25 protein-coding genes are annotated in these 20,502 nt (G+C 58.5%); 10 read left to right on the forward strand and 15 right to left on the reverse strand.

Annotated features, from left to right (window positions below):
* The first annotated feature begins 91 nt into the window (after positions 1-91).
* Positions 92-916: a 3'(2'),5'-bisphosphate nucleotidase CysQ family protein gene (locus tag AB4072_RS15225; protein WP_441969258.1), complete on the forward strand. Its 825-nt coding sequence runs from the start codon at positions 92-94 to the stop codon at positions 914-916.
* On the opposite strand, the gene AB4072_RS15230 is transcribed toward AB4072_RS15225, so the two are convergent.
* From AB4072_RS15230 to AB4072_RS15245, 4 genes are all read right to left on the reverse strand, one after another.
* The gene (locus AB4072_RS15230; protein WP_441969260.1) at positions 909-1,994 is read right to left on the reverse strand and encodes an ABC transporter ATP-binding protein; all 1,086 of its coding nucleotides are present in this window, start codon (positions 1,992-1,994) and stop codon (positions 909-911) included. The genes AB4072_RS15225 and AB4072_RS15230 overlap by 8 nt on opposite strands.
* A 15-nt stretch (positions 1,995-2,009) precedes the next feature.
* On the reverse strand, positions 2,010-2,843 hold the full coding sequence (locus tag AB4072_RS15235; protein ID WP_441969262.1) for a carbohydrate ABC transporter permease: 834 nt from the start codon (positions 2,841-2,843) through the stop codon (positions 2,010-2,012).
* Between the two features lie 10 nt (positions 2,844-2,853).
* A complete protein-coding gene (locus tag AB4072_RS15240; RefSeq protein WP_441969264.1) occupies positions 2,854-3,816 on the reverse strand; it encodes a carbohydrate ABC transporter permease in 963 nt (320 codons plus the stop codon).
* A gap of 72 nt (positions 3,817-3,888) precedes the next feature.
* Positions 3,889-5,178, reverse strand: a complete 1,290-nt coding sequence (locus AB4072_RS15245; RefSeq protein WP_441969267.1) for an ABC transporter substrate-binding protein — start codon at positions 5,176-5,178, stop codon at positions 3,889-3,891.
* Between the two features lie 469 nt (positions 5,179-5,647).
* Between AB4072_RS15245 and AB4072_RS15250 the strand changes: the two genes are divergently transcribed.
* The 3 genes from AB4072_RS15250 to AB4072_RS15260 all read left to right on the forward strand — a co-directional run bounded on the left by AB4072_RS15250 (position 5,648) and on the right by AB4072_RS15260 (position 8,698).
* Positions 5,648-6,715, forward strand: coding sequence for a Gfo/Idh/MocA family protein (locus tag AB4072_RS15250; protein WP_441969269.1), 1,068 nt, complete (start codon positions 5,648-5,650; stop codon positions 6,713-6,715).
* 192 nt (positions 6,716-6,907) lie between these two features.
* Complete coding sequence (locus AB4072_RS15255) at positions 6,908-7,510, forward strand: DUF1134 domain-containing protein (protein WP_441969271.1); 603 nt, start codon at positions 6,908-6,910, stop codon at positions 7,508-7,510.
* A 108-nt stretch (positions 7,511-7,618) separates the two neighbouring features.
* Positions 7,619-8,698: a hypothetical protein gene (locus tag AB4072_RS15260; protein ID WP_441969273.1), complete on the forward strand. Its 1,080-nt coding sequence runs from the start codon at positions 7,619-7,621 to the stop codon at positions 8,696-8,698.
* Positions 8,699-8,767: 69 nt separating this feature from the next.
* On the opposite strand, the gene AB4072_RS15265 is transcribed toward AB4072_RS15260, so the two are convergent.
* On the reverse strand, positions 8,768-9,616 hold the full coding sequence (locus AB4072_RS15265; protein ID WP_441969275.1) for a D-amino-acid transaminase: 849 nt from the start codon (positions 9,614-9,616) through the stop codon (positions 8,768-8,770).
* A gap of 118 nt (positions 9,617-9,734) precedes the next feature.
* Between AB4072_RS15265 and AB4072_RS15270 the strand changes: the two genes are divergently transcribed.
* Complete coding sequence (locus tag AB4072_RS15270) at positions 9,735-10,343, forward strand: hypothetical protein (RefSeq protein ID WP_441969277.1); 609 nt, start codon at positions 9,735-9,737, stop codon at positions 10,341-10,343.
* A 64-nt stretch (positions 10,344-10,407) separates the two neighbouring features.
* Here AB4072_RS15270 and AB4072_RS15275 read toward each other — a convergent pair whose 3' ends face one another.
* From AB4072_RS15275 to AB4072_RS15305, 7 genes are all read right to left on the reverse strand, one after another.
* A complete protein-coding gene (locus AB4072_RS15275; protein ID WP_441969278.1) occupies positions 10,408-10,752 on the reverse strand; it encodes an SWIB/MDM2 domain-containing protein in 345 nt (114 codons plus the stop codon).
* 647 nt (positions 10,753-11,399) lie between these two features.
* The gene (locus tag AB4072_RS15280) at positions 11,400-11,738 is read right to left on the reverse strand and encodes a response regulator (protein WP_441969280.1); all 339 of its coding nucleotides are present in this window, start codon (positions 11,736-11,738) and stop codon (positions 11,400-11,402) included.
* 476 nt (positions 11,739-12,214) lie between these two features.
* Positions 12,215-12,757: a hypothetical protein gene (locus tag AB4072_RS15285; RefSeq protein WP_441969281.1), complete on the reverse strand. Its 543-nt coding sequence runs from the start codon at positions 12,755-12,757 to the stop codon at positions 12,215-12,217.
* A gap of 122 nt (positions 12,758-12,879) precedes the next feature.
* Positions 12,880-13,242 (reverse strand): DUF3618 domain-containing protein, encoded by a 363-nt coding sequence (locus AB4072_RS15290; protein WP_441969283.1) that lies wholly within the window; start codon positions 13,240-13,242, stop codon positions 12,880-12,882.
* The gene (locus AB4072_RS15295) at positions 13,239-13,631 is read right to left on the reverse strand and encodes a phage holin family protein (RefSeq protein WP_441969285.1); all 393 of its coding nucleotides are present in this window, start codon (positions 13,629-13,631) and stop codon (positions 13,239-13,241) included. Before AB4072_RS15295 ends, AB4072_RS15290 begins: the two co-directional genes overlap by 4 nt.
* A gap of 9 nt (positions 13,632-13,640) precedes the next feature.
* Positions 13,641-14,162 carry a hypothetical protein gene (locus tag AB4072_RS15300; protein WP_441969287.1) on the reverse strand — a complete coding sequence of 174 codons (522 nt, stop codon included), beginning with the start codon at positions 14,160-14,162 and terminating at the stop codon, positions 13,641-13,643.
* 132 nt (positions 14,163-14,294) lie between these two features.
* Positions 14,295-14,633 carry a helix-turn-helix domain-containing protein gene (locus AB4072_RS15305; RefSeq protein ID WP_441969288.1) on the reverse strand — a complete coding sequence of 113 codons (339 nt, stop codon included), beginning with the start codon at positions 14,631-14,633 and terminating at the stop codon, positions 14,295-14,297.
* A 176-nt stretch (positions 14,634-14,809) separates the two neighbouring features.
* Here AB4072_RS15305 and AB4072_RS15310 point away from each other — a divergent pair, with 176 nt between their 5' ends.
* The 3 genes from AB4072_RS15310 (at position 14,810) to AB4072_RS15320 (ending at position 16,498) form a co-directional block, all read left to right on the forward strand.
* Positions 14,810-15,547, forward strand: a complete 738-nt coding sequence (locus tag AB4072_RS15310) for a helix-turn-helix transcriptional regulator (RefSeq protein ID WP_441969290.1) — start codon at positions 14,810-14,812, stop codon at positions 15,545-15,547.
* A gap of 80 nt (positions 15,548-15,627) precedes the next feature.
* Entirely contained in the window at positions 15,628-16,269 is a 642-nt protein-coding gene (locus tag AB4072_RS15315) for an acyl-homoserine-lactone synthase (RefSeq protein WP_441969292.1), read from the forward strand.
* A complete protein-coding gene (locus tag AB4072_RS15320) occupies positions 16,256-16,498 on the forward strand; it encodes a hypothetical protein (protein WP_441969294.1) in 243 nt (80 codons plus the stop codon). The genes AB4072_RS15315 and AB4072_RS15320 overlap by 14 nt, the downstream gene beginning before the upstream one ends.
* 10 nt (positions 16,499-16,508) lie before the next feature.
* Here the strand turns inward: AB4072_RS15320 and AB4072_RS15325 are convergent, their stop codons facing one another.
* Positions 16,509-16,661 (reverse strand): energy transducer TonB family protein, encoded by a 153-nt coding sequence (locus tag AB4072_RS15325; protein WP_441969296.1) that lies wholly within the window; start codon positions 16,659-16,661, stop codon positions 16,509-16,511.
* Positions 16,662-16,680: 19 nt separating this feature from the next.
* Here AB4072_RS15325 and AB4072_RS15330 point away from each other — a divergent pair, with 19 nt between their 5' ends.
* Complete coding sequence (locus tag AB4072_RS15330) at positions 16,681-16,932, forward strand: hypothetical protein (protein WP_441969298.1); 252 nt, start codon at positions 16,681-16,683, stop codon at positions 16,930-16,932.
* A 367-nt stretch (positions 16,933-17,299) separates the two neighbouring features.
* Here the strand turns inward: AB4072_RS15330 and exbD are convergent, their stop codons facing one another.
* Entirely contained in the window at positions 17,300-17,701 is a 402-nt protein-coding gene (exbD, locus tag AB4072_RS15335; protein WP_441969299.1) for a TonB system transport protein ExbD, read from the reverse strand.
* 41 nt (positions 17,702-17,742) lie between these two features.
* Positions 17,743-18,615: a tonB-system energizer ExbB gene (exbB, locus tag AB4072_RS15340; RefSeq protein ID WP_441969301.1), complete on the reverse strand. Its 873-nt coding sequence runs from the start codon at positions 18,613-18,615 to the stop codon at positions 17,743-17,745.
* Between the two features lie 476 nt (positions 18,616-19,091).
* On the opposite strand from exbB, the gene mgtE reads away from it, so the two are divergent.
* Positions 19,092-20,465, forward strand: a complete 1,374-nt coding sequence (gene mgtE, locus AB4072_RS15345; protein WP_441969302.1) for a magnesium transporter — start codon at positions 19,092-19,094, stop codon at positions 20,463-20,465.
* Positions 20,466-20,502: the final 37 nt, after the last annotated feature.

Here is a 20,502-nt window from a genome sequence, read left to right on the forward strand (position 1 = left end):
CAAATGACGTGACGGCTCTCCGATAACCGGCCTTGACCGCTTTGAAAAGCCGCAATGGGAGTCGACACAAAAGGCATGAAGGGGCACAAACATGCCCATGCACCTCGATACCACCAATGCCGATGCGATTGCCCTGACGCTCGCCGAGATCGCCCTGGAAGCAGGCCGGCTCCTGCGCAGCATGGAACAGGGTGCGATCGCGCCTCGCCTCAAAGAAGACGGCTCGCCGACCACCGCCGCAGATCTCGCCGCCGAACGGCTTATTATTCAACGCTTGAACGCACATTGGCCGGATGTTCCCGTCATCGCCGAGGAGACGGGCAGCAAGGTCCGCACGAACAATCTGTTCTTCCTCGTCGACCCACTCGATGGAACGCGGGACTACATCCACGGCACTGGCGAGTACAGCGTGAATATCGCTCTCATCGAAGGCGTTCGCCCAATCGCTGCCGCCGTTGCCGCGCCCGTGCTGAACCGCCTCTGGGCGGCTGGCGAAACCGCCCTTGGTGCAACGCTCCAGCCGGATGGGACATTTCACTGGCATGCCATCAGGACGCGCTCCGCACCGAGCCGCGACCTGATTACCCTCGTCAGCCGCCGTCACGGAGACGATGCGACAGAGATCTGCCTCGGCTCGCTCGCCATCGGCACGCGCCGCCCCACGTCCTCGGCTCTCAAGTTCGGTCTGATAGCCGAGGGCGAAGCCGACCTTTATGTTCGCTGCGGCCCGACGATGGAATGGGATACGGCGGCGGGAGATCATATTTTGACGAAGGCCGGCGGCTGCGTTATCGGCCCCGATCGTCAGTCTCTCACTTATGGCCATGGAGAACGGGCTTATCTCAACGGCCCCTTCGCCGCTCTCGGTGATGTTGCTCTCGCCGAGAAAATCAACCTTCCGGCCAAAGTCACCTGAGGCGGACCGCGCTCCCCTGTCCATCGAAGATATGCAAAGCGTGCGGCGGAACATGCGCCACGTAATGTCCGCCCGGAACCGCCTGCGTATCGCCCGGTGAACGGACGATCACGTCATCGCCTCCATCGAGTTTCATGTAGACGTAACTCGCCTCGCCGAGCCGCTCGACTGCATCGATGCGCCCCGTCAGAGGGATCGTTCGCGGATCTTCATCCGCCATATGTTCAGGTCGCACACCGACCGTGACCCCGTCACCGGCCTTGAGTCTGCCGTCCGCAATCTCGACCATCGTCTGAGCCCCGGCAAAGGCAATGGTCGCGCTCCCCTCGCCGATGGAATGCACCTGCCCCTTGATGAAATTCATGCGTGGCGAGCCGATGAAGCCCGCGACGAAGAGATTACTCGGATGGTGATAGAGATCGAGCGGTGCTCCAACCTGCTCGATCCGTCCGTGATTCATGACCACGATCTTGGAGGCCAGCGTCATGGCCTCCACCTGATCGTGAGTCACATAGATCATCGTCGCGCCCAACTCCCGATGGAGCTTGGCGATCTCGAGGCGGGTGTTGACGCGTAACGCTGCGTCGAGATTCGAGAGCGGCTCGTCGAACAGAAAAACGCTCGGCTCGCGCACGATGGCGCGGCCGATGGCGACACGCTGACGTTGCCCGCCGGACAATTCGCGTGGCTTGCGATCGAGAAGCGCCGACAGCTTCAGGATATCGGCGGCCTGCCTCACCCGGCGATCGACTTCCTCCTTACCGATCTTCGCGAACTTCAGGCCGAAAGCCATGTTCTTGTAGACCGACATATGCGGATAGAGCGCATAAGATTGGAAGACCATGGCGATCTTTCGCTCGGCGGGCGGCATCTCGTTGACCCGCCTTCCACCGATCCGCAATTCCCCGGCGCTTACGGTCTCCAGGCCTGCGACGGTGCGCAGCAGCGTGGACTTCCCGCACCCCGAAGGGCCGACGAACACCACGAACTCGCCGTCGTCGATGGACAGGTTGATGTCGCGCAGGATTTCGGCCGATCCGTAGGACTTCGCAATGCCGTGAAGGGAAACGTCAGCCATCGAGGTCTAATCCATTTACTTGACGGCGCCGGACGTCAGGCCGCGCACGAGGTAACGCGAGAAGAGAAGGTAGAGGATGAGGATCGGCGCAATCGCCAGGGTCAGTGAGGCGAGCACCGCATTCCAATCGGTGACGTATTGGCCGATGAATTGCTGCACGCCCAAAGTCACCGTCTGCTTGCCGTCGCCGGGCGCCAGGATCAAAGGGAACCAGAGATCATTCCAGATCGGCACCATGGTGAACACCGCGACTGTCGCGATGGCCGGGGTGATGAGAGGCAGGATGATGCTGCCGAAGATGCGATATTCGCTCACTCCGTCGCAGCGCGCGGCATCGCGCAGGTCCTTCGGAATCTGCTGGATGAACTCGCCCAGGATCAGAATCGCGAGCGGCAACCCTTGCGCCACGTAGATGAGGATCAAAGCCGTGAGAGTGTTGACGAGATTCAGGTCGACCATCATCCGCAGGATGCTCACGCTGCCAAGACGGATCGGCACCATGATGCCGATGGCAAGATAAAGCGCGATGATCGTGTTTCCGGTGAAGCGATATTCGGTGAGAGCCCACGCCGCCATCGCACCGATGAGGATGATGAGGCCCAAGGAAACCAACGTCACCGTGAGGCTGTTGACGAAATAGAGTCCGAAATCGGATTTCGCGAAAACCTGATCGAATCCTATCGTGGTGAATGTGCGTGCATCGGGGAAGCCGAGCGGATCGGAGAAGATCGCGCGCCGGGTCTTGAACGCATTGATGATGATGAGGAAGATCGGGCCGATAGCCAAGATCGTGTAGAGGATCAGCGCGATGTGAACGGCAATGCGGCCAGGCTTGATGTTCGGTCTCATGCCCTCCTCCTTAAAACGTGTGCCGCTGCAGACGTCGCTGCACACCGAAGAGATAGAGCAGCACGCCGATCAGAATGATGATCAACATCGCGGTCGCAACCGTCGCACCCATTGTGGGGCTTCCGACTTGCAACTGATAGCCGAAGAACGTGCGATAGAAGAATGTGCCGAGAATGTCGGTCGAGAAATTCGGCCCAGCCAAGGCACCCTTGATCGCGTAGATCAGATCGAAGGCATTGAAATTCGCGACGAACGTCAGAATGGATACGACGCCGAGCGTCGGCAGGATGAGCGGCAGCCGGACGAACCAAAACACGCTGAACGGTCCCGCGCCGTCGACCGTCGCGGCATCGACGAGATCGTCGGGAATGTTCAGGAGAGCCGCATAGATCAGCATCATCGGAATGCCGACGAACTGCCACACCGAAATAAGAGAGACGGTCAGAAGCGCTGTCGATTCCTGCCCGAGCCAAGGACCGAAGAAGCTCCCCAGGCCGACCGCGCTCAAAATCGTTTCCGCAATGCCCCAGAGCGGATTGAGCATGAGTTGCCAGATGAAGCCGATGATGACCACCGACAACATGGTCGGCAGAAACAGAAGCGTGCGATAGATACTGCCGCCGGTCAGACGCGGTAGGCTCAGCAGCATCGCAAGCCCCAGGCCGATGCCGTTCTGAACCACCATGTGGATGGCGAAGAAGACCAGATTGTTGCGCAGCGCATTCCAAAAATGCCCCGCCCATGCAGGATCGCTCAGCAACGTTTGAAAATTGCCGAGGCCGATGAAGTCGCGCGCGCCGAATTCGTCAGCCGTGTAGAAGCTGAGGCGGATCGTATCGATCAACGGGTAGATCGAGAAAATCGAATAGATCGCTATAGCCGGTGCGAGAAAAACCGCGATGTGCACGGGGAAACGCGTGCGCACGGAAGCGCGCTTTTCCAGTTGCATCGGCAGGGCTTGAGAATCCGTCATGCTGATCCGGTTCGGAAAACGATGGATGCGGGCCGTTCAGGTAACGGCCCGCATCGTTTCTCTCAGATGGCGCTACTTCTTATGCGGCTCGTACCAGCTGGCGAGTCCGTCTTCAGCTTTCTTCGCGGCCTCTTCGGGCTTCATGCTTCCGTTGATCACCTGCGCGCTGACGTTCCAGAGCTCGTTCTCGAGGTTCGGCGTCCCGCGTGACAGAACCTGATAGGAGTTGCGGATGGAGCTGTCGCAAGTGGAACGCCAGCCGACGAACTTCGCCGCCACCGGATCCTTGACCGTGATCTTCTCTTTCGAGAGCGGGAAGAAGCCCGGCAGGGAATTGGCGTAGATGTCAGCGAATTCGGAGGAAGCGATCCATGACAGGAATGTCTTGGCGGCATCCACGTTCTTCGACTTGGCGTTGATGCCGAGCGCGATATCCGTGTGGTCGCTGATATAGCACTTGCTTTGGCCATCCGGCACCGGCGGAGCGAAGGCATCGAACTCGAAATCGGCCTGCTTGCGGAAGATCGGCACGTCCCAAGAGCCAGCCGGATAGATCGCAGCGCGGCCGAGCGCGAAGAGATTCTGCGCATCCGGATATTTCTGCGCCTGATAGCCCTTACCCATGTAGGGCGCCCAGCTTGCAAGCTCTGCGAACACCTTGACGTAGGCCGGATCGGTGAACTTCTGCTTGCCTTCGATGAGCGCCTTGCGACCCTCTTCGCCGTTCCAATAGTTCACGCCGATATTCTGGAAGCCCATGGTCGCGGCCTCCCACTGGTCGGCGGTGCCCATGGCGATGGGAGTATATTTGCCGTGCGCCTTGATCTTGTCGAGAACCGCGTGGAACTCAGACACAGTCTTCGGAGGAGTCAACTTCAGTTCATCGAAGATCGCCTTGTTGTACACGAAGCCATGGATCACCGATGCCATCGGCATGCAGAAGGTGCTCTTGGCATCATCCGTCGACCAGGCGCTCTTGGCGACGTCGGAAAAATTCTCGATGCCCTTCACGTCATTGACCGCGAGCAGCTGCCCCTTCTTGAACAGGTCGAGGGAGGCATCGAAGGGACGACACGTGATGAGATCCCCCGCGGTTCCGCCCGCAAGGCGCGCATTGAGCGCCGCGTTGTATTCGGTCGGCGGATCGGCCTTAAACTGCACCTTGATGTTCGGATACTTCTTGTTGAAGGCCGGAATGATCTGGCCATTCCAGACATCAGCGTCGTCATTGCGCCAGCTCTCGATCGTGAGCGTCTGAGCTCCGGCGGTCTGCGCGAAGGTGATCGCGGCGGCGGCAAGAGAGACCGTCGCAAGCAGGTGGCCTGCGCGACGCAAACGGGACTTGGTGTGAAGAGGTCTCATCGTGGTTATTCCTCCGACAGGCTTGATGGCGCCTTGAAACGCCGTGTGTTCGATCCCCAATGTCGCCCCTGCGCTTTGTTGCGTTCTTGGGATTGGCTCGTGATCTCCGGAGTCGCGCCGAACGGCTCGACCAGAGGTGGTAGCGAGCAACTGACCTTATATTGGTATCGCCGCGCTTGGGAGCTCACAAGCGCTTTGCGGAGCGTTTACACCCTACTATTGTCTATATTTACTTTTGTCTTTGTCCTCCTAGAGGGTATTCAACAAATCAATCCACTCTTTGCAGAGTACAGAAGCGGCCTGCCTGCTCGGACATTTATTCGATGATCGCCATTGAAGGCCAAACCATCGACCACTTACAGGCCAGCCGAAGATAATTACTTGAGATAAACGACAACGACACGGCGACGCCCTTGACGCTCGGCTCGCTATCCCGCAGATCTTAGTCGGAGCACGCGACGGGGGCGAGATGGGTGCGAAGAGAGTTCTCGTCGTCGGGCTCGGCAGCATGGGGATGTCCCATGCCCTGGCCTATGACCGGATCGAAGGCTTCGAAGTCGTTGGCCTGTGCACCCGCGGAATCGCGAGCGTCGAACTCCCCGACCCGCTGAGAGAAGCCGCGCGTTTCACCAGTTTCGACGAGGCGCTGGCGGCCCTCGAACCCGACGTGGTTTCGATCAATACCTTTTCGGACACGCACGCGCCCTACGCCATCAAGGCCATGGAGGCGGGAGCCCATGTCTTCGTGGAAAAGCCGCTCGCTGACACGGCGGTCGAGGCGCGGCGGGTGGTGGACACCGCACATAGAACGAAGCGCAAGCTCGTTATCGGCTACATCCTTCGACACCATCCCTCGTGGATCAAGTTCGTCGAGATCGCGAAGACGCTCGGGACACCGCAGGTCTTCCGCATGAACCTCAATCAGCAATCCAGCGGGCGGGCCTGGGACGCGCATAAAAGATTGCTGCAATCCCTCTCGCCCATCGTCGATTGCGGCGTTCATTATGTGGACGTGATGTGCCAGATTACTCGCGCACAGCCGCGTCAGGTGCATGCTGTCGGCGCGCGCCTTACCGATGACATGCCCGACGGCATGTACAATTACGGCCATCTCCACATCACTTTCGATGACGGCTCGGTCGGCTGGTACGAGGCCGGCTGGGGGCCGATGATGAGCGAGACCGCCTATTTCGTGAAGGACGTGATCGGGCCGAAAGGCAGCGTGAGCATCGTCATGTCGGAGACAGCCGGCGACGTGAAATCCGCCGACATCAACGCCCACACGAAGACGAACCAGATTCTTCTGCACCATTCGGCACTTGGCCCTGACGGCAAATTCGCGCGGGCCGATGAGCGGATCGGAACGGCCGACGAGCCGGATCACGACGCCCTGTGCGAGCGGGAGCAACGGTTTCTGTTGCAAGCAATCGATGAGGACCTCGACCTCACGGACCACATGAACGACGCGGTCAAAAGCCTCCAGATCGTCCTCGCGGCCGACGAGGCCGTGCGCACCGGCCGTGTCGTTTCGCTCTAAGATCCCCTGACCAAAGCCAGCCGCCTCATCTCTGCCGCGATGTCCCATTAGGCGCGGATCGGTCATTACGCCGCACGTCAGGTCGTTGAGGCCCATGACGTACAGACATTGTTAGGGTTGATGACGGTAAAGTCCTGCCTCTCGTACGGCCGTCCGTGCCGTGCTCCGTCATCTGATGCGAGGGAGATTGCCATGCGCTCGCGAAAGAAATTTCTCCTGGCGGCTTCGATTGCCGCCGCACTCTATACCCTGCCGCTCAGCGCACAGGCGCAAGGTGTCCAGAGAGCGTATGCCAGCAATCCTGGCGCTCCGGGCAGCTACAATTCCAATGAATTGGTGGAATCCGGTCATCAATTTTTCGGTTCGGCTTCGCGCGGGCTGGCATTGGCCGTGCAGGAGGCCGTGAGCCGCTGGGGCGAGCCGAACGGTTACATTCTCGGCCAGGAAGCCTCCGGCGCATTCTTCGGTGGTCTGCGCTACGGTGAGGGTAAGCTCTTCAGCCGCAATGCCGGCGAGCGCCGCATCTTCTGGCAGGGACCATCCCTCGGCTTCGACGTGGGCGGCGATGGCGCACGCACCATGATGCTGGTCTACAATCTTCAGCACATGGATGCCATTTACCGGCGTTTTGTCGGGATCAACGGCTCCGCCTATCTCATCGGCGGCTTTGGCGTCAGCGCCGCGAAAGCCGACGACATGGTGGTGGTGCCAATCAAGACCGGCGTCGGCGCGCGGTTGGGCGTCAACATGGGCTATCTGAAGTTCACGCCGGATCCCACCTGGAATCCGTTCTAACGCGCCCTAAAACGATCTTTCTAGAGCGGGATGGCTCTGGAAAGCTATGTGGGCCCATGGCAGGGTGCTTGAGCTTTTCCCGCCGAGCACCCTGGAGCTTGCGTCCGCGTGGTCGAAAACGTCATGATTTTCGCGCTGGGGTTTCTCGCCGCAACCCTCATCGCGCTTCTTGTCATTCCCGCCATCAACGCCCGCGCGGAGCGCCTTGCTCGCCGCCGGGTGGAGGCGTTGTTTCCTCTCTCGATCCCGGAACTGACCGCCGAAAAAGACCACCTGCGCGCGGAATTCGCCGTGCTGCAAAGGCGGCTCGAACGGAAAGCCGACGAAGCGTTGGCGGCCAAGCACGCGAGCATGGAGGAACTCGGCCGACGGGCACTTCGCATCAATGCGCTCGAAGCTACGCTCACGGAGAGTGATGGCATTACCAACCGCCTGGAAGTTGAGCTCCAGGAACTCCTGAACCGTCTGGCCCGCGCGGAGGAAGAACTCACATCGTCGAGCTCGGCCCTCCTCGAAACACGCGAGACACTCGCGGCTCTGGATGCCGCGCATCGGGCCGCGTTGGAGGATCTCTCCACCACGAACAAAGACCTTGCCCGAGCGACGGATTCGCTCACGACCCTGACGGAAAGTCTTGCCTCCTCTCAGGAGCAACTCGAAGTGCAGGAGACGGTTTTTGCCGACCTCGATGCACGTCACACGGCTGCTCTGAGCGAACTCGATGCCAAACGCATTACCATCTCGGATCTGGAGACTCGATTGATGACCCATGTGGCTCGCGGAGACGACTTCGAACGAGCCTCGGCCGAACATCGTAACGCATTGTCGGACGAGCGCGGGCAGACTGCGGAACTTTCAAAAAATCTGATTGCCGCGCAGGGGCGCTGTGCCATTCTCGAAAAACACATTCGCAGCCTCGAGCGCGAGCGAGACAGGGATTCAGCAGAGGTTCATACGCTGAAGGCAGACAAGGTTGCCTTGGAAAACGCGTTGTCGACCGTCCGCGATGAGCGTGCGAAATTGGAGCGCGAGCTACAAAACATCCGCAAGAATGGCGTTCAGGAAGATGCCATTCTCGCGGAGAATGAAGAATTGCGTCGTAAGATATCCGAACTCGCGGATCTCATCATGAGAACGGCGGAGAAGAGCGTTGCACCACGCAGGAAAGGGAATCGAGGCACGAAGTAGGCGAAGCTCAGGGGCTTTCCATCAAGCAACGAGATCATTCAAAGAACCGGAGTCTTCGATAGCCGAATCTTAAGACGCACGCGCCATGGCCAGATAGAGCTCCTGCAAACGACGCGTCACCGGCCCCGGCTTTCCGTCGCCCACGGGGCGTCCATCGACCGATATAATCGGAACGACGAAATTCGACGCACTCGTCAGGAAAGCCTCTGCGGCGTCATGGGCCTCAGTGACAGTGAAGAAGCGTTCCTCCAGAACAACGCCCGTTTCCTCTGCAAGGCGAAGAAGCGACTTGCGCGTGATGCCGGGCAGAATGGCGTTCGATAGCGGCCGGACGATAATGTGTCCCTGTTTCGTGACGATGAAACCACTCGACGAGCCACCCTCGGTCACAAACCCGTCCTCTATCAACCAGGCCTCTTGTGCGCCCGCTTCCTTGGCGGCTTGCTTGGCGAGGACTTGTGCCAAAAGCGAGAGCGACTTGATATCGCGGCGCTTCCAACGCAAGTCCGGAACGCTGATGACAGCAATGCCCTTGTCGGCAGCAGGCGATCGAACAATCGACTTCTCTTGCGTGAACATGACGACCGTCGGCGCGCTGTCCTGCGGGAAGAAGAAATCGCGATCTGCGACGCCGCGTGTCACCTGTAGATAGAGAAATCCTTCGTCGATGTTGTTGCGGCGTACGAGCTCGCTTTCGAACGTCGCCCATTGCTCGCGAGAATACGGATTGGCAATGCGGATCTCCGACAGAGAACGCTCCAATCGGGCAAGATGCAGATCGTTGTCGATCACACGTCCGCCGAGAACGCCGAACCCTTCGTAAACGCCATCGGAGAACAGAAACCCGCGGTCCATAATCGGGATCTTGGCCTCTTCAAGGGGGAGGAATGAGCCATTGAGGAAAACGATGCGAGACATGCGCGCTCCAGAGAAAGAAACGGGGAGATAGACTCGCCCGCGAGAGGTCGTGAGCTACATACCTCGATTGACGCCACATCCGAAAGTACGACTCCCTTGAATTTGTAGAGGTTGCGCGATGAAAGTCATGACAGCTCTCGGCCTCTCATGCGCCATGACGGTTGGCGCTCATGCGGCAACCGCAGACCCCGCGGTGCGCAATTGGTTTCGCGACCAGGGTTATGTCGCACCGCTGAACACCGTGATCATCGCCTGCCATGGCTATGGGTGCGTGCGCCGAACTGAGATTTCCGTCTCTTCAGGTTGGTTCAGCCAGGTCGGTGCAATCATGCGCGCGGGCCGCTACAGCCCGGAGGCGGAGCGCAAGGCGTTGAGCGATGCGGTCAGGATCTATACGACCTATCTGGCGACCCAATTCGGCGGACGCCCGGACGTGCCAAGATCTCCGCCATCTCTCTCCGGCATTAACGGGCAAATGGATTGTCTCGATGAAACCGCGAACACGACAAGCCTCTTACTCCTCCTTAAGGAGCAGGGCCTTCTTGTCCATCATGATGTCGCATCGCCCCAATCGCGGGGCATTTTCCTCGACGGGCGCTATCCGCATTTCACGGCGGTCATCGTAGAGGTGGCGGACCACAGCAGTTGGGCCGTGGATCCATGGCCCCGGGCACCCGGAGCAAAACCGGACCTTCTGCCACTGGAGGATTGGCAGAAGGCCTCCTGATCTAAGCATTTTTCACTCGTGGCAGCCCTTGCAAGAGCCTGCCACGAGGCTCTCATCCAGCGGCTTACTTCAAGTGCTGTGCGAGATGCTTGTTCATCTCGAACATCGTCACTTTCTTCTTGCCGAAGATCGGCTGCAGCTTGTCGTCAGCCAGAATTTCACGCTTGTTTTCGGGATTCTGGAGATTATGCTTCTTGATGTATTCCCACATCTTGCTGACGACTTCGCCGCGCGCGATGGGGTTGGAGCCGACGATAACAGCCAGCTCCTTGGAGGGCTGCAGGGGCTTTTGAAGCGCATTCGGCTTGGTGGACGCCGTTTTCGTCGCAGCTTTCTTGGGGGCGGCAGCCTTGGCAGCGGGCTTCGCCGCAGGCTTCTTTGCTTTAGCGGCGGTCGTCTTGGTGGCCATGAATTCCTCCAAAGGTGGATGGCAAAATCGGCTGTTTTTAAAGGTTCGGCCGTATCGGCTCACAATGACTTCTACGGACCGGGGACCGATCCCTGAAAGTACTTTCAAGAATCGCGGCGAAGTTGAGCTTATGGCTGCTTTATCGCCCCAGCAAGACCATCCTTCGGACTGCCAGAAGTCGTTCACTCGAATCTTCGCTTCTAAAGGACTTCGCTGCGGGGCACAGCCTCGCTCTTCTTATCCGGTCAACGCTGGCACGAGTACAGCTTGCCAAAGATCCCGCATGAACAGAATTCCGTAATTATTACAAAGCCTTGCGAGAAAAGCGGCTCTTAATGGCGGAGATCTGAAATGATCCGTAAAACCTCATCTGCCTGGACTGCCTCGATTGCCGGAAATCCAGCTTCTTCAAGGACTTAGAAGATAACGAGACGAATGAGCGGCTCGTCGTCGAAGGGGTATGGGCTGACCATCCTCTGACATTGCCCTGAACGTGCGTGGCCTGCTGACGCGAGCGGCGTATCGCGGTTCTCGGAAGGGTGCTCTTTTCCACAGAAAGCTCAAAGTCTTAAGGGGAGCATGCGGATTTGAAGCCAGTGCTAGCGACGCAAGGCGCTTCGTGAGTGGTGCGTCGTCGTGGTGTAGGCCTAGGGGAAACCCACCGGCAGCGAGCGCAGAATAGCGTTCCACTCGAATGGTTTAGCGATGAAACAGGCCGCACTCAGATGCGAAGGCAATTCGCTGGGTTCGGAAGCCGAGACGAATGCAAAGGGAATTCGCCTGCGCTGGAGCTCGCCTGCAATCGAGAAGCTTTTTCCGCCGATGACATCGATATCGAGTAGAGCATAGTCGAAGTCATCGTGAAGATGTTCTCGGGCGTCCCAGACTGAATTGAAATTGCCGACGACCTCGTGGCCCTCGCTTTCGACAATCCACTGTAGATCCAGAGCAATAAATGGATCGTCTTCCAAAATAAGGATACGCATACCTTTACTCCAGGAATTTCAACGTAACGCTCTCTGCCGATTGCTGATGACCCGACTCTATCGAGATTTCCGAGCCGCCCCGCCCGTAACAACGTAGAGAACGAGCATCGGCTCACAGAGTTCCCTCGTATACTTAATTCCCAGAGCCATACCGCTGTCCTGGTTAAATTTTGATTATTGAAGAAGTGAAGTAATTTGAAATTTTGGCCTATACAGCCAAGCTTTTATTTTGAATTTTATCCTATATTGAGTCGATTCAATTAATTTACTTAAGGGATGCAAATCTCCGGTACTCGTAAAACAGGTGCGCTCGGCGCTGCGATCTCAGCGAGAACAAGACGGTGCGACATTGGATGTCACTGAGGGATAACGCCCGATGGAAACGCGCTTCCCACCTCTAGGATTCTATCGGTTTCCGACAGGGCGAGGCTGAGGCTGGTGAACGTCGGAACAACTTATTCGCCTGGGCGCTACGCTCAAGTCAGCGGACCCTCATCTTTAAGCCCTTCCTCGGATTCGTGTTCGCGCAAGACTGGATCGTCCTCCTCAAACGCCTCCTCGACATAATCGCGCCCACGCCGTGTCATGTCCTGCGCGTAGCGAAGACCTTCGTGACGGACCTCATCGGACCATTCGCCAAAGGCCTGATCCTCACGCCGTGTCCGAGGAAGGAGTGCGCCAATCAACAATCCGGCGGCCAAGCCCACGACACCGATCATCAAAGGATTTTCGGCGGCGTAGTCTTTGACACGTCGTCCCAATCGTGCCGCCTTCCTTGCGGATCGGGCACGCGCAGCCTCCAACCGGTGGTGGCCTCGATCGTAAAGATCCTCGGCCCACGCGGACGCGTGATCATAAGTATCATGGGCCCATTCAGCGGTCTCTTCGTAGCTCTCGCCCACGCGCTCCTTGACACGCTCCGCCTTACCGCGCGCGCCGCGCCCGGTGTGATCTGCGGCCTCACGCATTCCAACAGTCTCGCCCTGGCGCGGCTGCTCCTTATTTTGCACATGTGGCATTGGAGATTCGCCAATGTTGCCAAGCGATGTCCCCGCCGAAATCCTGCGGGTTCTTTCGGTTCCGGACTTTTCTTCAAGCGATCTGTCGCCGTTCCTTTTCGTCTCGGTCATCAACATCCTCCTCAAAAATCGTAGGGCCCCGCGCGTAAATCAGGCGGTTGCGGGAGTGGAGACTTGCGCTCCGCTTGCGTCGGCTTTTCTTTTTTCTGCATCGGAAGACTGCAATCTTCACGCGCCTCTTTGCGCATCCGTTGCATGAAAAGGCCGATCCCAGCCGCGACGAGAAAAACCGGAATTGGATTCCTGCGAACCGCCACGAGAGTGGTATCGAAGAGAGATACATATCGTCCCGCGCGCATGACGCCCAAGGCATCATCGACAACCCCGGAGACCGTCATGCGTCTTTGCAGGCGATCGATCGTCTGATCGAGTTTGGCGCGACTGACCTCAATGTCGCGCTCGAGATCGTCCAGTGCCCGCGTCATCCTGGCGACCTCTCGGAAAGAATCTCTGCATCGCGCCTGATCGAGCGCGAGGTGCGACGTGGCGCTAGTGTGACGGCGGAGATCGCGCGACGCCCATAAAGCCCGAGCCCGATCGCGACGAGCGCCAGAGCGCCGCCGACGATGAGAGCAGCCAATGCTTCTGAGTGAAGGATTGTGGCAAGCCACTCTACGAGCGATTTCGTAAGCAGCATGATTGCCGCGATCGCGAAGATCGCGGCAACGACAAACATCGCAAGACCAGCGAAAAGCGCGCGGATATTATGATTCATTTCCGCTCGAAAGAGTGCGAACTCCTTCTGAGCGAGATCGCTCGATTCACGCAGAACATCGCCGACCAGCGTTTGAATTGTCTGAGGGTCGCCTGACATCGTAGTTCCTCACCCATAGACCTTCGAGCGACGAATTCGCTTTCCGCGCAATCCTGGTTTCTCGTGCTCGGACGGAGCCCCGCTATCGCGTAAATCGCGCGCAGTACTCTTGATGAACCGTGCGGCAAGGAAGCCAAGTCCGATGGATAACGCGGCCACCGGCACAGGGTGGCGCCGCATGACGCCTTCGATGCTCGTGACGATCTCGGAGATTTGACGTTCCTGGATGGCGTCGGCGAGTTGATCCAATCCCTCTGCAGCACTGTCTACAATCGCGCGAATGTTGGGCCGATCATCGAACGTCTGCGTCGCCTCCCGAAGCGTATTGGCTAAGTTTGAGACAGAATTCGCGATTCCATCCTTCCGTTCCTCCGCATAGTCGGCAGCCTGCTCACGGGCCGCGTCGACAAAATGGCGCCCTTGCGCCCTGGCCTCTTGCGCGAGATGGGTGACGTCGTCTTTCAACTCGTCCCACGCCGGATTTCCCTCTTGCGCGTGTCTCTCATCTCCGCCGTGCGTCTCCGAACCCATCGTTCACCTCGCTTTCATCGCAACACGGTAACTAATGGAACCATCGCAAGTTCCCGTGCCGATACTCATGCGCGGCGTATCCGGTCGCGGGATAAGCGGCCTTCGCATCGGATGATTGCGCAGAAAAAGGTCCTAGACCGCGGCCTTGTCGGCGCCCACGCCCGCCATCCATTCGACGAGGTCGGCCACTCTTCGTCGCGCATCCGCATCTTTCAACCGCACGAAGTCACGGACCAAGCGGTCGCTCTCGGGAAGCGTGAGAAATTGCTGCATGTGAGTGTCGGGCCTCGAAGGCGAAAGCGGCAGGTCGGGCAAGTCTTCAAAGAAATAATCGACGCCGACACCAAGCATCCTGGCGATCCCGAGAAGCCGGCTTGCACCAATCCGATTCACCCCTTTTTCGTACTTTTGAACCTGCTGAAAGGTTAGTCCGAGCGCTTCAGCGAGCGTCTCCTGGCTCATCGCGATCATCGTCCGCCTTAAGCGAACGCGGCTACCGACATGCTTATCGATCAGGCTTGGCGCTTTCTTTTCCACAGAGTGCTCCGCTTTCCTCACCCCCTCTAGCAGAGAATTCGCGCATAACCAATAGTTGCATTATTGGTAATTGCCCGTCATGATTGTTTAAATGTTTCAGGGGATCGGCGTTGCCTGATCGCGCGTTCGACTACGCAACGGAAGCCTTTTCGTTTATCGAAAGCCTGGATCGGCTTGCGACGCCGAGAGAGATTGTCGACGCCCTGAGTAAATCCTTGAGCCTGTTTGGTTTCGAGAATTTCATCATCACCGGCCTCCCGAGCCCGCGTGAGACGTTCGAACAGGTCGTCCTTCTTAAGCATTGGCCCACCGGATGGTTCGACATCTACACTCGTGAGGATTACGTTCGCGTCGACCCTATCATCCGGCTATGCCGCAACACGGTCAGGCCCTTCGAATGGGCGGAGGCTCCCTTTCATCGAGAACGAGAGCCGGGCGCAGTCGAAGTTATGGAAAGGGCGACCGATTTTCGGATGAAAAATGGTTTTTGCCTGCCGATTCATGGCCTTAAGGGCTACGAGGCGTGTCTGTCCATGAGTGGCATCGACCTCGATCTGTCATCACGAACGAAACCCGCAATCCACCTGATGGCTATGTACGCCTTCGAGCGGGCGCGTCAGGTCCTGCTACCCGATATATCGGCGCGGATCCAGGTATTGACGGCACGTGAAAGGGAAACGCTTCATTGGGCTGCCGCAGGGAAATCCGCAGCCGATACCGGCGAAATTCTCGGGATTACGGAACGAACGGTAACGGCCCATATCGTCAGCGCCTGCGACAAGTTGGGCGCCGCCAATAAAACGCAAGCGGTAGCGAAGGCCCTTCAGCACAGGCTGATCGAAGTCTGAAAGACCTGTAATTTCCTACAATACCCAACCCACAAACAAAGCGCGACACTACCTCCAGAAAAACAAGTGGGGGATAGCAGATGACCTTCGTTCATGTCGTCACGTGCGACAATCGCACGCGCTACGAGAAACATGTCCAGCAATTCTACCGGCTCAGGCATCAGATCTTCGCCGAGGAGCGTGGCTGGAACGATCTGAGGCGGGCCGACGGACTGGACATCGACGCTTATGACGATGAGCACGCCGTCTATCTTCTTGCAATCGACCAAGACCGGGTCGTGGGTGGACAGCGGCTTTATCCGACCATCCTTCCCCACATGATCAGCGATGTCTTTCCGCATCTCGCCACCCGGGGCATTCCGCGCTCCTTCCACATTTTCGAATGGACCCGGTATTTCGTGGTGAAGGAGCGGCGTGTCGGCAGAACGGACTGCCGGCTGCTCGCGGCCCTGCAGGAATTCTGCCTCGATGAAGGTATCACGGAGGTTACAGCTGTCGTCGAGATGTGGTGGTTGCCTCGCTGGCAGCAGGTCGGCTTCAACGTTCGTCCTCTCGGACTTCCGATCACGATAGAAGGCGAGCCATGTGTCGCCGCTTCAATCGCCATTTCTGAGCAAAGTCTCGAAAGCGTGCGACAGTTCGCGCGATTGCGCGAAACATCTCTTGTCAGACAGGGACAGCTCTCCCCTCTCCTCAATCGGATCCCATATGCAGCCGCCTGATGAGAACCCGACGATAGGTGCACCTCTTCGCGAAGAACTCGTCGACGCACTTGCCGACACGGTGCTCGATGTGGTCGCGCGCTTGTCACCAGTGACCCGGTTGAGGCTTCTCGCTTTCATGCATCTGTTCGAGAAGCCGGAAACGATCAGAGCCGATCTCAGTATCGATGCGTCCGGTACCGTGCGGCTCACACTGGCCCAGCATCCCGGTGGCGGCACACAACACTGAATCCCGTTCCTTAGGGTTTGAACGTGAACGGTGTGCTCAGATTGACGATCTCGCCTTTGACCTCAATCGGAGGGGCCGGAACCGGGCTTGCACGCTGAAGCATGAGGAGAACTTCCCCATCGAAAGTCTGATCGCCCGAACTCCGGGTGATCTGTGCATTCATGATTCGTCCCCGTCGATCGATGGAGACATCCAAGCCGACCGTGCGAGCCCTTGAGCCGGATAAGCGGCTCGATGTTGCGAACCGTCCAATATGGCCTCTCACCAAGCCCCCCCAGGAAGCGATCGCTGAAGACGGCGACGAAACGCCCGGTGCGCTCGCAGCCGATGTTTCGGCACGCGCCTCCGACGCGGGTGCGGCGACGCTTGCAGGGGCAGCATCGGTTGGTTTGGGATTGTCTTTCCTGCGCTTCGGCGGCTCGGGTTTCTTCTGAACCTTTTCACGCTCTTCAAATTGCGGAGACGGGGCGCGAACTTGTGGTTTGGTCGGCAGGACAACCGGGCTCGGAATCTCTGGCAAAGGCAGCTGCAGTTCTGGCTCAGGTGGTGAAGGCGCCGGGAGAGGCTCGGGTTCGCTAGGGGACGCAGCCGACGAGATTTCGGGCGAAGGCGACGTCGGCGCCACTGCCAGGGGAGCTAGCTCGATCATCAGGACAGGTGAAGATCCGTGCGCCTCCGTCTCCGGGGCAACGCGGCTGAGTGTCACCCACACGACCGCAGCATGAACGGCGCTGACGATTGCAAAGGCGCCACCCCAGCGGAGCAGCGCCGATCCTGCAACCGATCCGCGCGCGAAACCGCTCATCGCAGCGGTGTTCCGCCCATGTCCTCAAAACCGACGAGGGCGATTTTCAGATAGCCCGCAGAGCGAAGAAGGTTCATCACCTTCATCAACTCTCCGTAGGAGACGGCTTGGTCGGCCCGCAGAAAAACTCTCTGTTCTCGATCGTTGAGCGTCTGAGCATCGAGCGTTCCCGCCAATGCCTCGCGCACGACTGGCAATTCACCGAAGGCAAGCGTGAGATCGCTCTTGACCGTCAGATAGAGCGGCTTGTCGGGGCGAGGTTGAGGCTGAGCATTCGAGGTCGGAAGATCGACGGCGACGTCCACCGTCGAGAGGGGGGCCGCCACCATGAAGATGATGAGAAGAACGAGGATTACATCGATGAAGGGCGTGACGTTGATATCAGCAACTTCGTCCATCTCTTCATCGTGATTTTCTTGCAGGCGGACGGCCACCGGCTTTACTCCGCAGTCCGAATATGTGCTGCGGATGCAGGCCGGATCGAAGCTACGCGCGCATGCGGTCTGGGTCTGTCGAGATCGCGTGACAGGTGCTGCATAATGGCGGCGGAACTGTCCGCGAGCATTGCGCGATAGCCCGCAATCGAGCGCGCGAAGACATTATAGATGACGACCGCCGGAATCGCCGCGACGAGCCCGATGGCCGTTGCGAGCAGTGCCTCGGCGATGCCGGGAGCCACGACAGCCAAATTGGTCGTCTGCGCTTTGCTGATGCCGATGAACGAATTCATGATGCCCCAAACCGTTCCGAACAAGCCGACGAAAGGCGCTGTCGACCCGATGGTGGCAAGAACGCCTGTTCCACGCGCCATGCTGCGTCCGGCTCGGGCTTCAATCCGCGAGAGCGCGACAGCCGCACGCTCTTTGATGCCCTCTGCGGGCAAGTCCTGCGAACGCTCTAACTCAGCCCGGGCTGCGTGGAGTAAATTTTCCGCAGCGCTCTTAGCCAAACGACCTTTCAGACTTCGAGCAGCGTCGGAAATATCGGCCGCCGTCTGAACAAGCCGCAGCGCATGATTGGCCTGGCGTTTTGCCACAAGCAATTCCACGCCCTTGGCGAGGCCGATCGTCCATGTGACGAGGGAGGCGAAGGCCAATCCGATCATGACCGTCTGCACGACGATATCCGCATTGGTGAACATCGCCCAAGGTGAAAGGTCGTGCGGCAGACTGACGATAGCGGACGGCGCAGTATTCTGTGCCAGAGCGGGATGTGACATGCCAACCGTCAATGCCGTGCCACCCATAAGAAAAAGTCCGCGCAAGCAAATCGCCCCGCGCCGTTCTCTTCGACAAAAGCCATCATCAAGCATAATCGCGGTCCTGAATCATTGAGGTGGATCCCCGCATTTCGAGGAGCGGCATCGCCCCCGCCTCACTGGACCCGACTTGAAATCTGCTCCGAACAATGACGCCTTCGCTCGCGCTCACTACGGGTTAAAATCTGTAACGCCGTCTCCCACAAAAGCGAGAGCGTCGGCAGCGGAAGCTCTACCGCAATGACAATTGCCTCGCAATATCAATGATTTAGATAAATTCCAATCTAGGCGCCCCGGTATTCGCCGTTTCGTGAAGGAGCTTTGAATAGCCTGTCTCTTGACAGCAAGGACAAAGGGCACAGTTCCCCAGCTGTCTTTGCTGCGGCAAGGACCTTCAACAAGGAACCTGAACCCTCATGCCTAGCGACAGTCATAGTCGATTGTTCGTGCCGCCTTCGGCCCACGCGGTCTGATCGCTGAGGTCGGCCACCGCGTCGTGCTGCTGGCGGCAGTTCGACAGAAGGTGAGCCATGGAAGATACTCCCCTCGCCCCAGAAGCAGGACTGGATCCTGCCGCCCTTGCAGCCGAATTGGCTGACGAGCACATCGCCGACATTGTCGAGGCGCTCAACGATCAGGAGCCCGGGACCGCCTCGGACGTGCTTTCTCTTCTTCCGCATGAGCGGGCGGTTGAGGTACTCGACCAACCGGAATTAGACGCGTCGGCGGAATTGATCGGGCGCCTCCCCATTGAGCAGGCCGCCGCCCTCCTGGCCGGCATGTCGTCCGACCGCGCAGCCGACTTGTTCCGCCAGCTCGAGGAGCCCGCGCGGTCACACCTCCTTGCGCACCTCGATCCGGAAACGAAGGCGTCGCTCAAACAGCTTCTGGCGTTTCCCTTGAATACAGCCGGTAGTTTGATGACGACGGAATTCGTGAGCGTTCCCGCAAGCTGGACGGTCGAGCAGACCCTGCAGCATATTCGCGCTGTCGAGCGTACGCGCGAGACCATCTACGCGATCTACGTTCTCGATCCCATCACCAGAACCCTGCAACAGGCGGTGAGCCTGCGGCGCCTGATCACGGGAGAGCCTGACGCGCCTATCCTATCCGTTGCACGGACCCTAAGCCCCATCACGACGACACCTCTCACCGATCGTGAGGATCTCGCTCGGCTGATTTCCAAATACAATCTTCTTGCGGTGCCCGTTGTCGACGAGGCCGGACATGTTCTCGGAATTGTGACGGTAGACGACATCATCGACGCCATCGTGGAAGAGAGCACAGAGGACGTGCAGAAGTTTGGTGGTGTCGAGGCATTTACGAAACCCTATATGGATATCAGCTTTCCCGAAATGATCAGGAAGCGTGGTGGTTGGCTGTGCGCACTGTTTCTCGGTGAGATGCTGACGGCAAGCGCAATGCAGTATTTTGAAGACGAGATCTCGCGTGCCGTCGTTCTCGCGCTCTTCATTCCGCTGATCATGAGTTCGGGCGGCAACTCCGGCTCACAATCCACGTCCCTGCTCATCCGCGCTCTCGCTCTGCGCGACATCCATCTTCACGACTGGTGGCGCGTTGCGTTGCGTGAAATTCCTTCGGGCATCACACTGGGTTTCATCCTCGGCGTCATCGCCATCATCCGGATCTCGCTCTGGCAGAAATTGGGATTCTTCGACTATGGCGAGCACTGGGTTCTTGTCGCGTTGACTGTCGGCACCGCACTCATCGGCATCGTGACGTTCGGCTCCCTGGCAGGCGCCATGTTGCCTTTCATTCTGCAACGCCTCGGGTTCGATCCCGCCAGTGCCTCAGCGCCCTTTGTCGCCACTCTTGTCGATGTCACGGGGCTCGTGATCTACTTTACGGTCGCCGTGATGTTCTTGAGCGGCACGTTGCTCTGAGAAGCGAACCAATGAGGGTTGTGTGACCCTCGGCTCA

Origin of the sequence: Microvirga sp. 2MCAF38, assembly GCF_052115485.1 — a bacterium.
Taxonomy (GTDB): Bacteria; Pseudomonadota; Alphaproteobacteria; order Rhizobiales; family Beijerinckiaceae; genus Microvirga.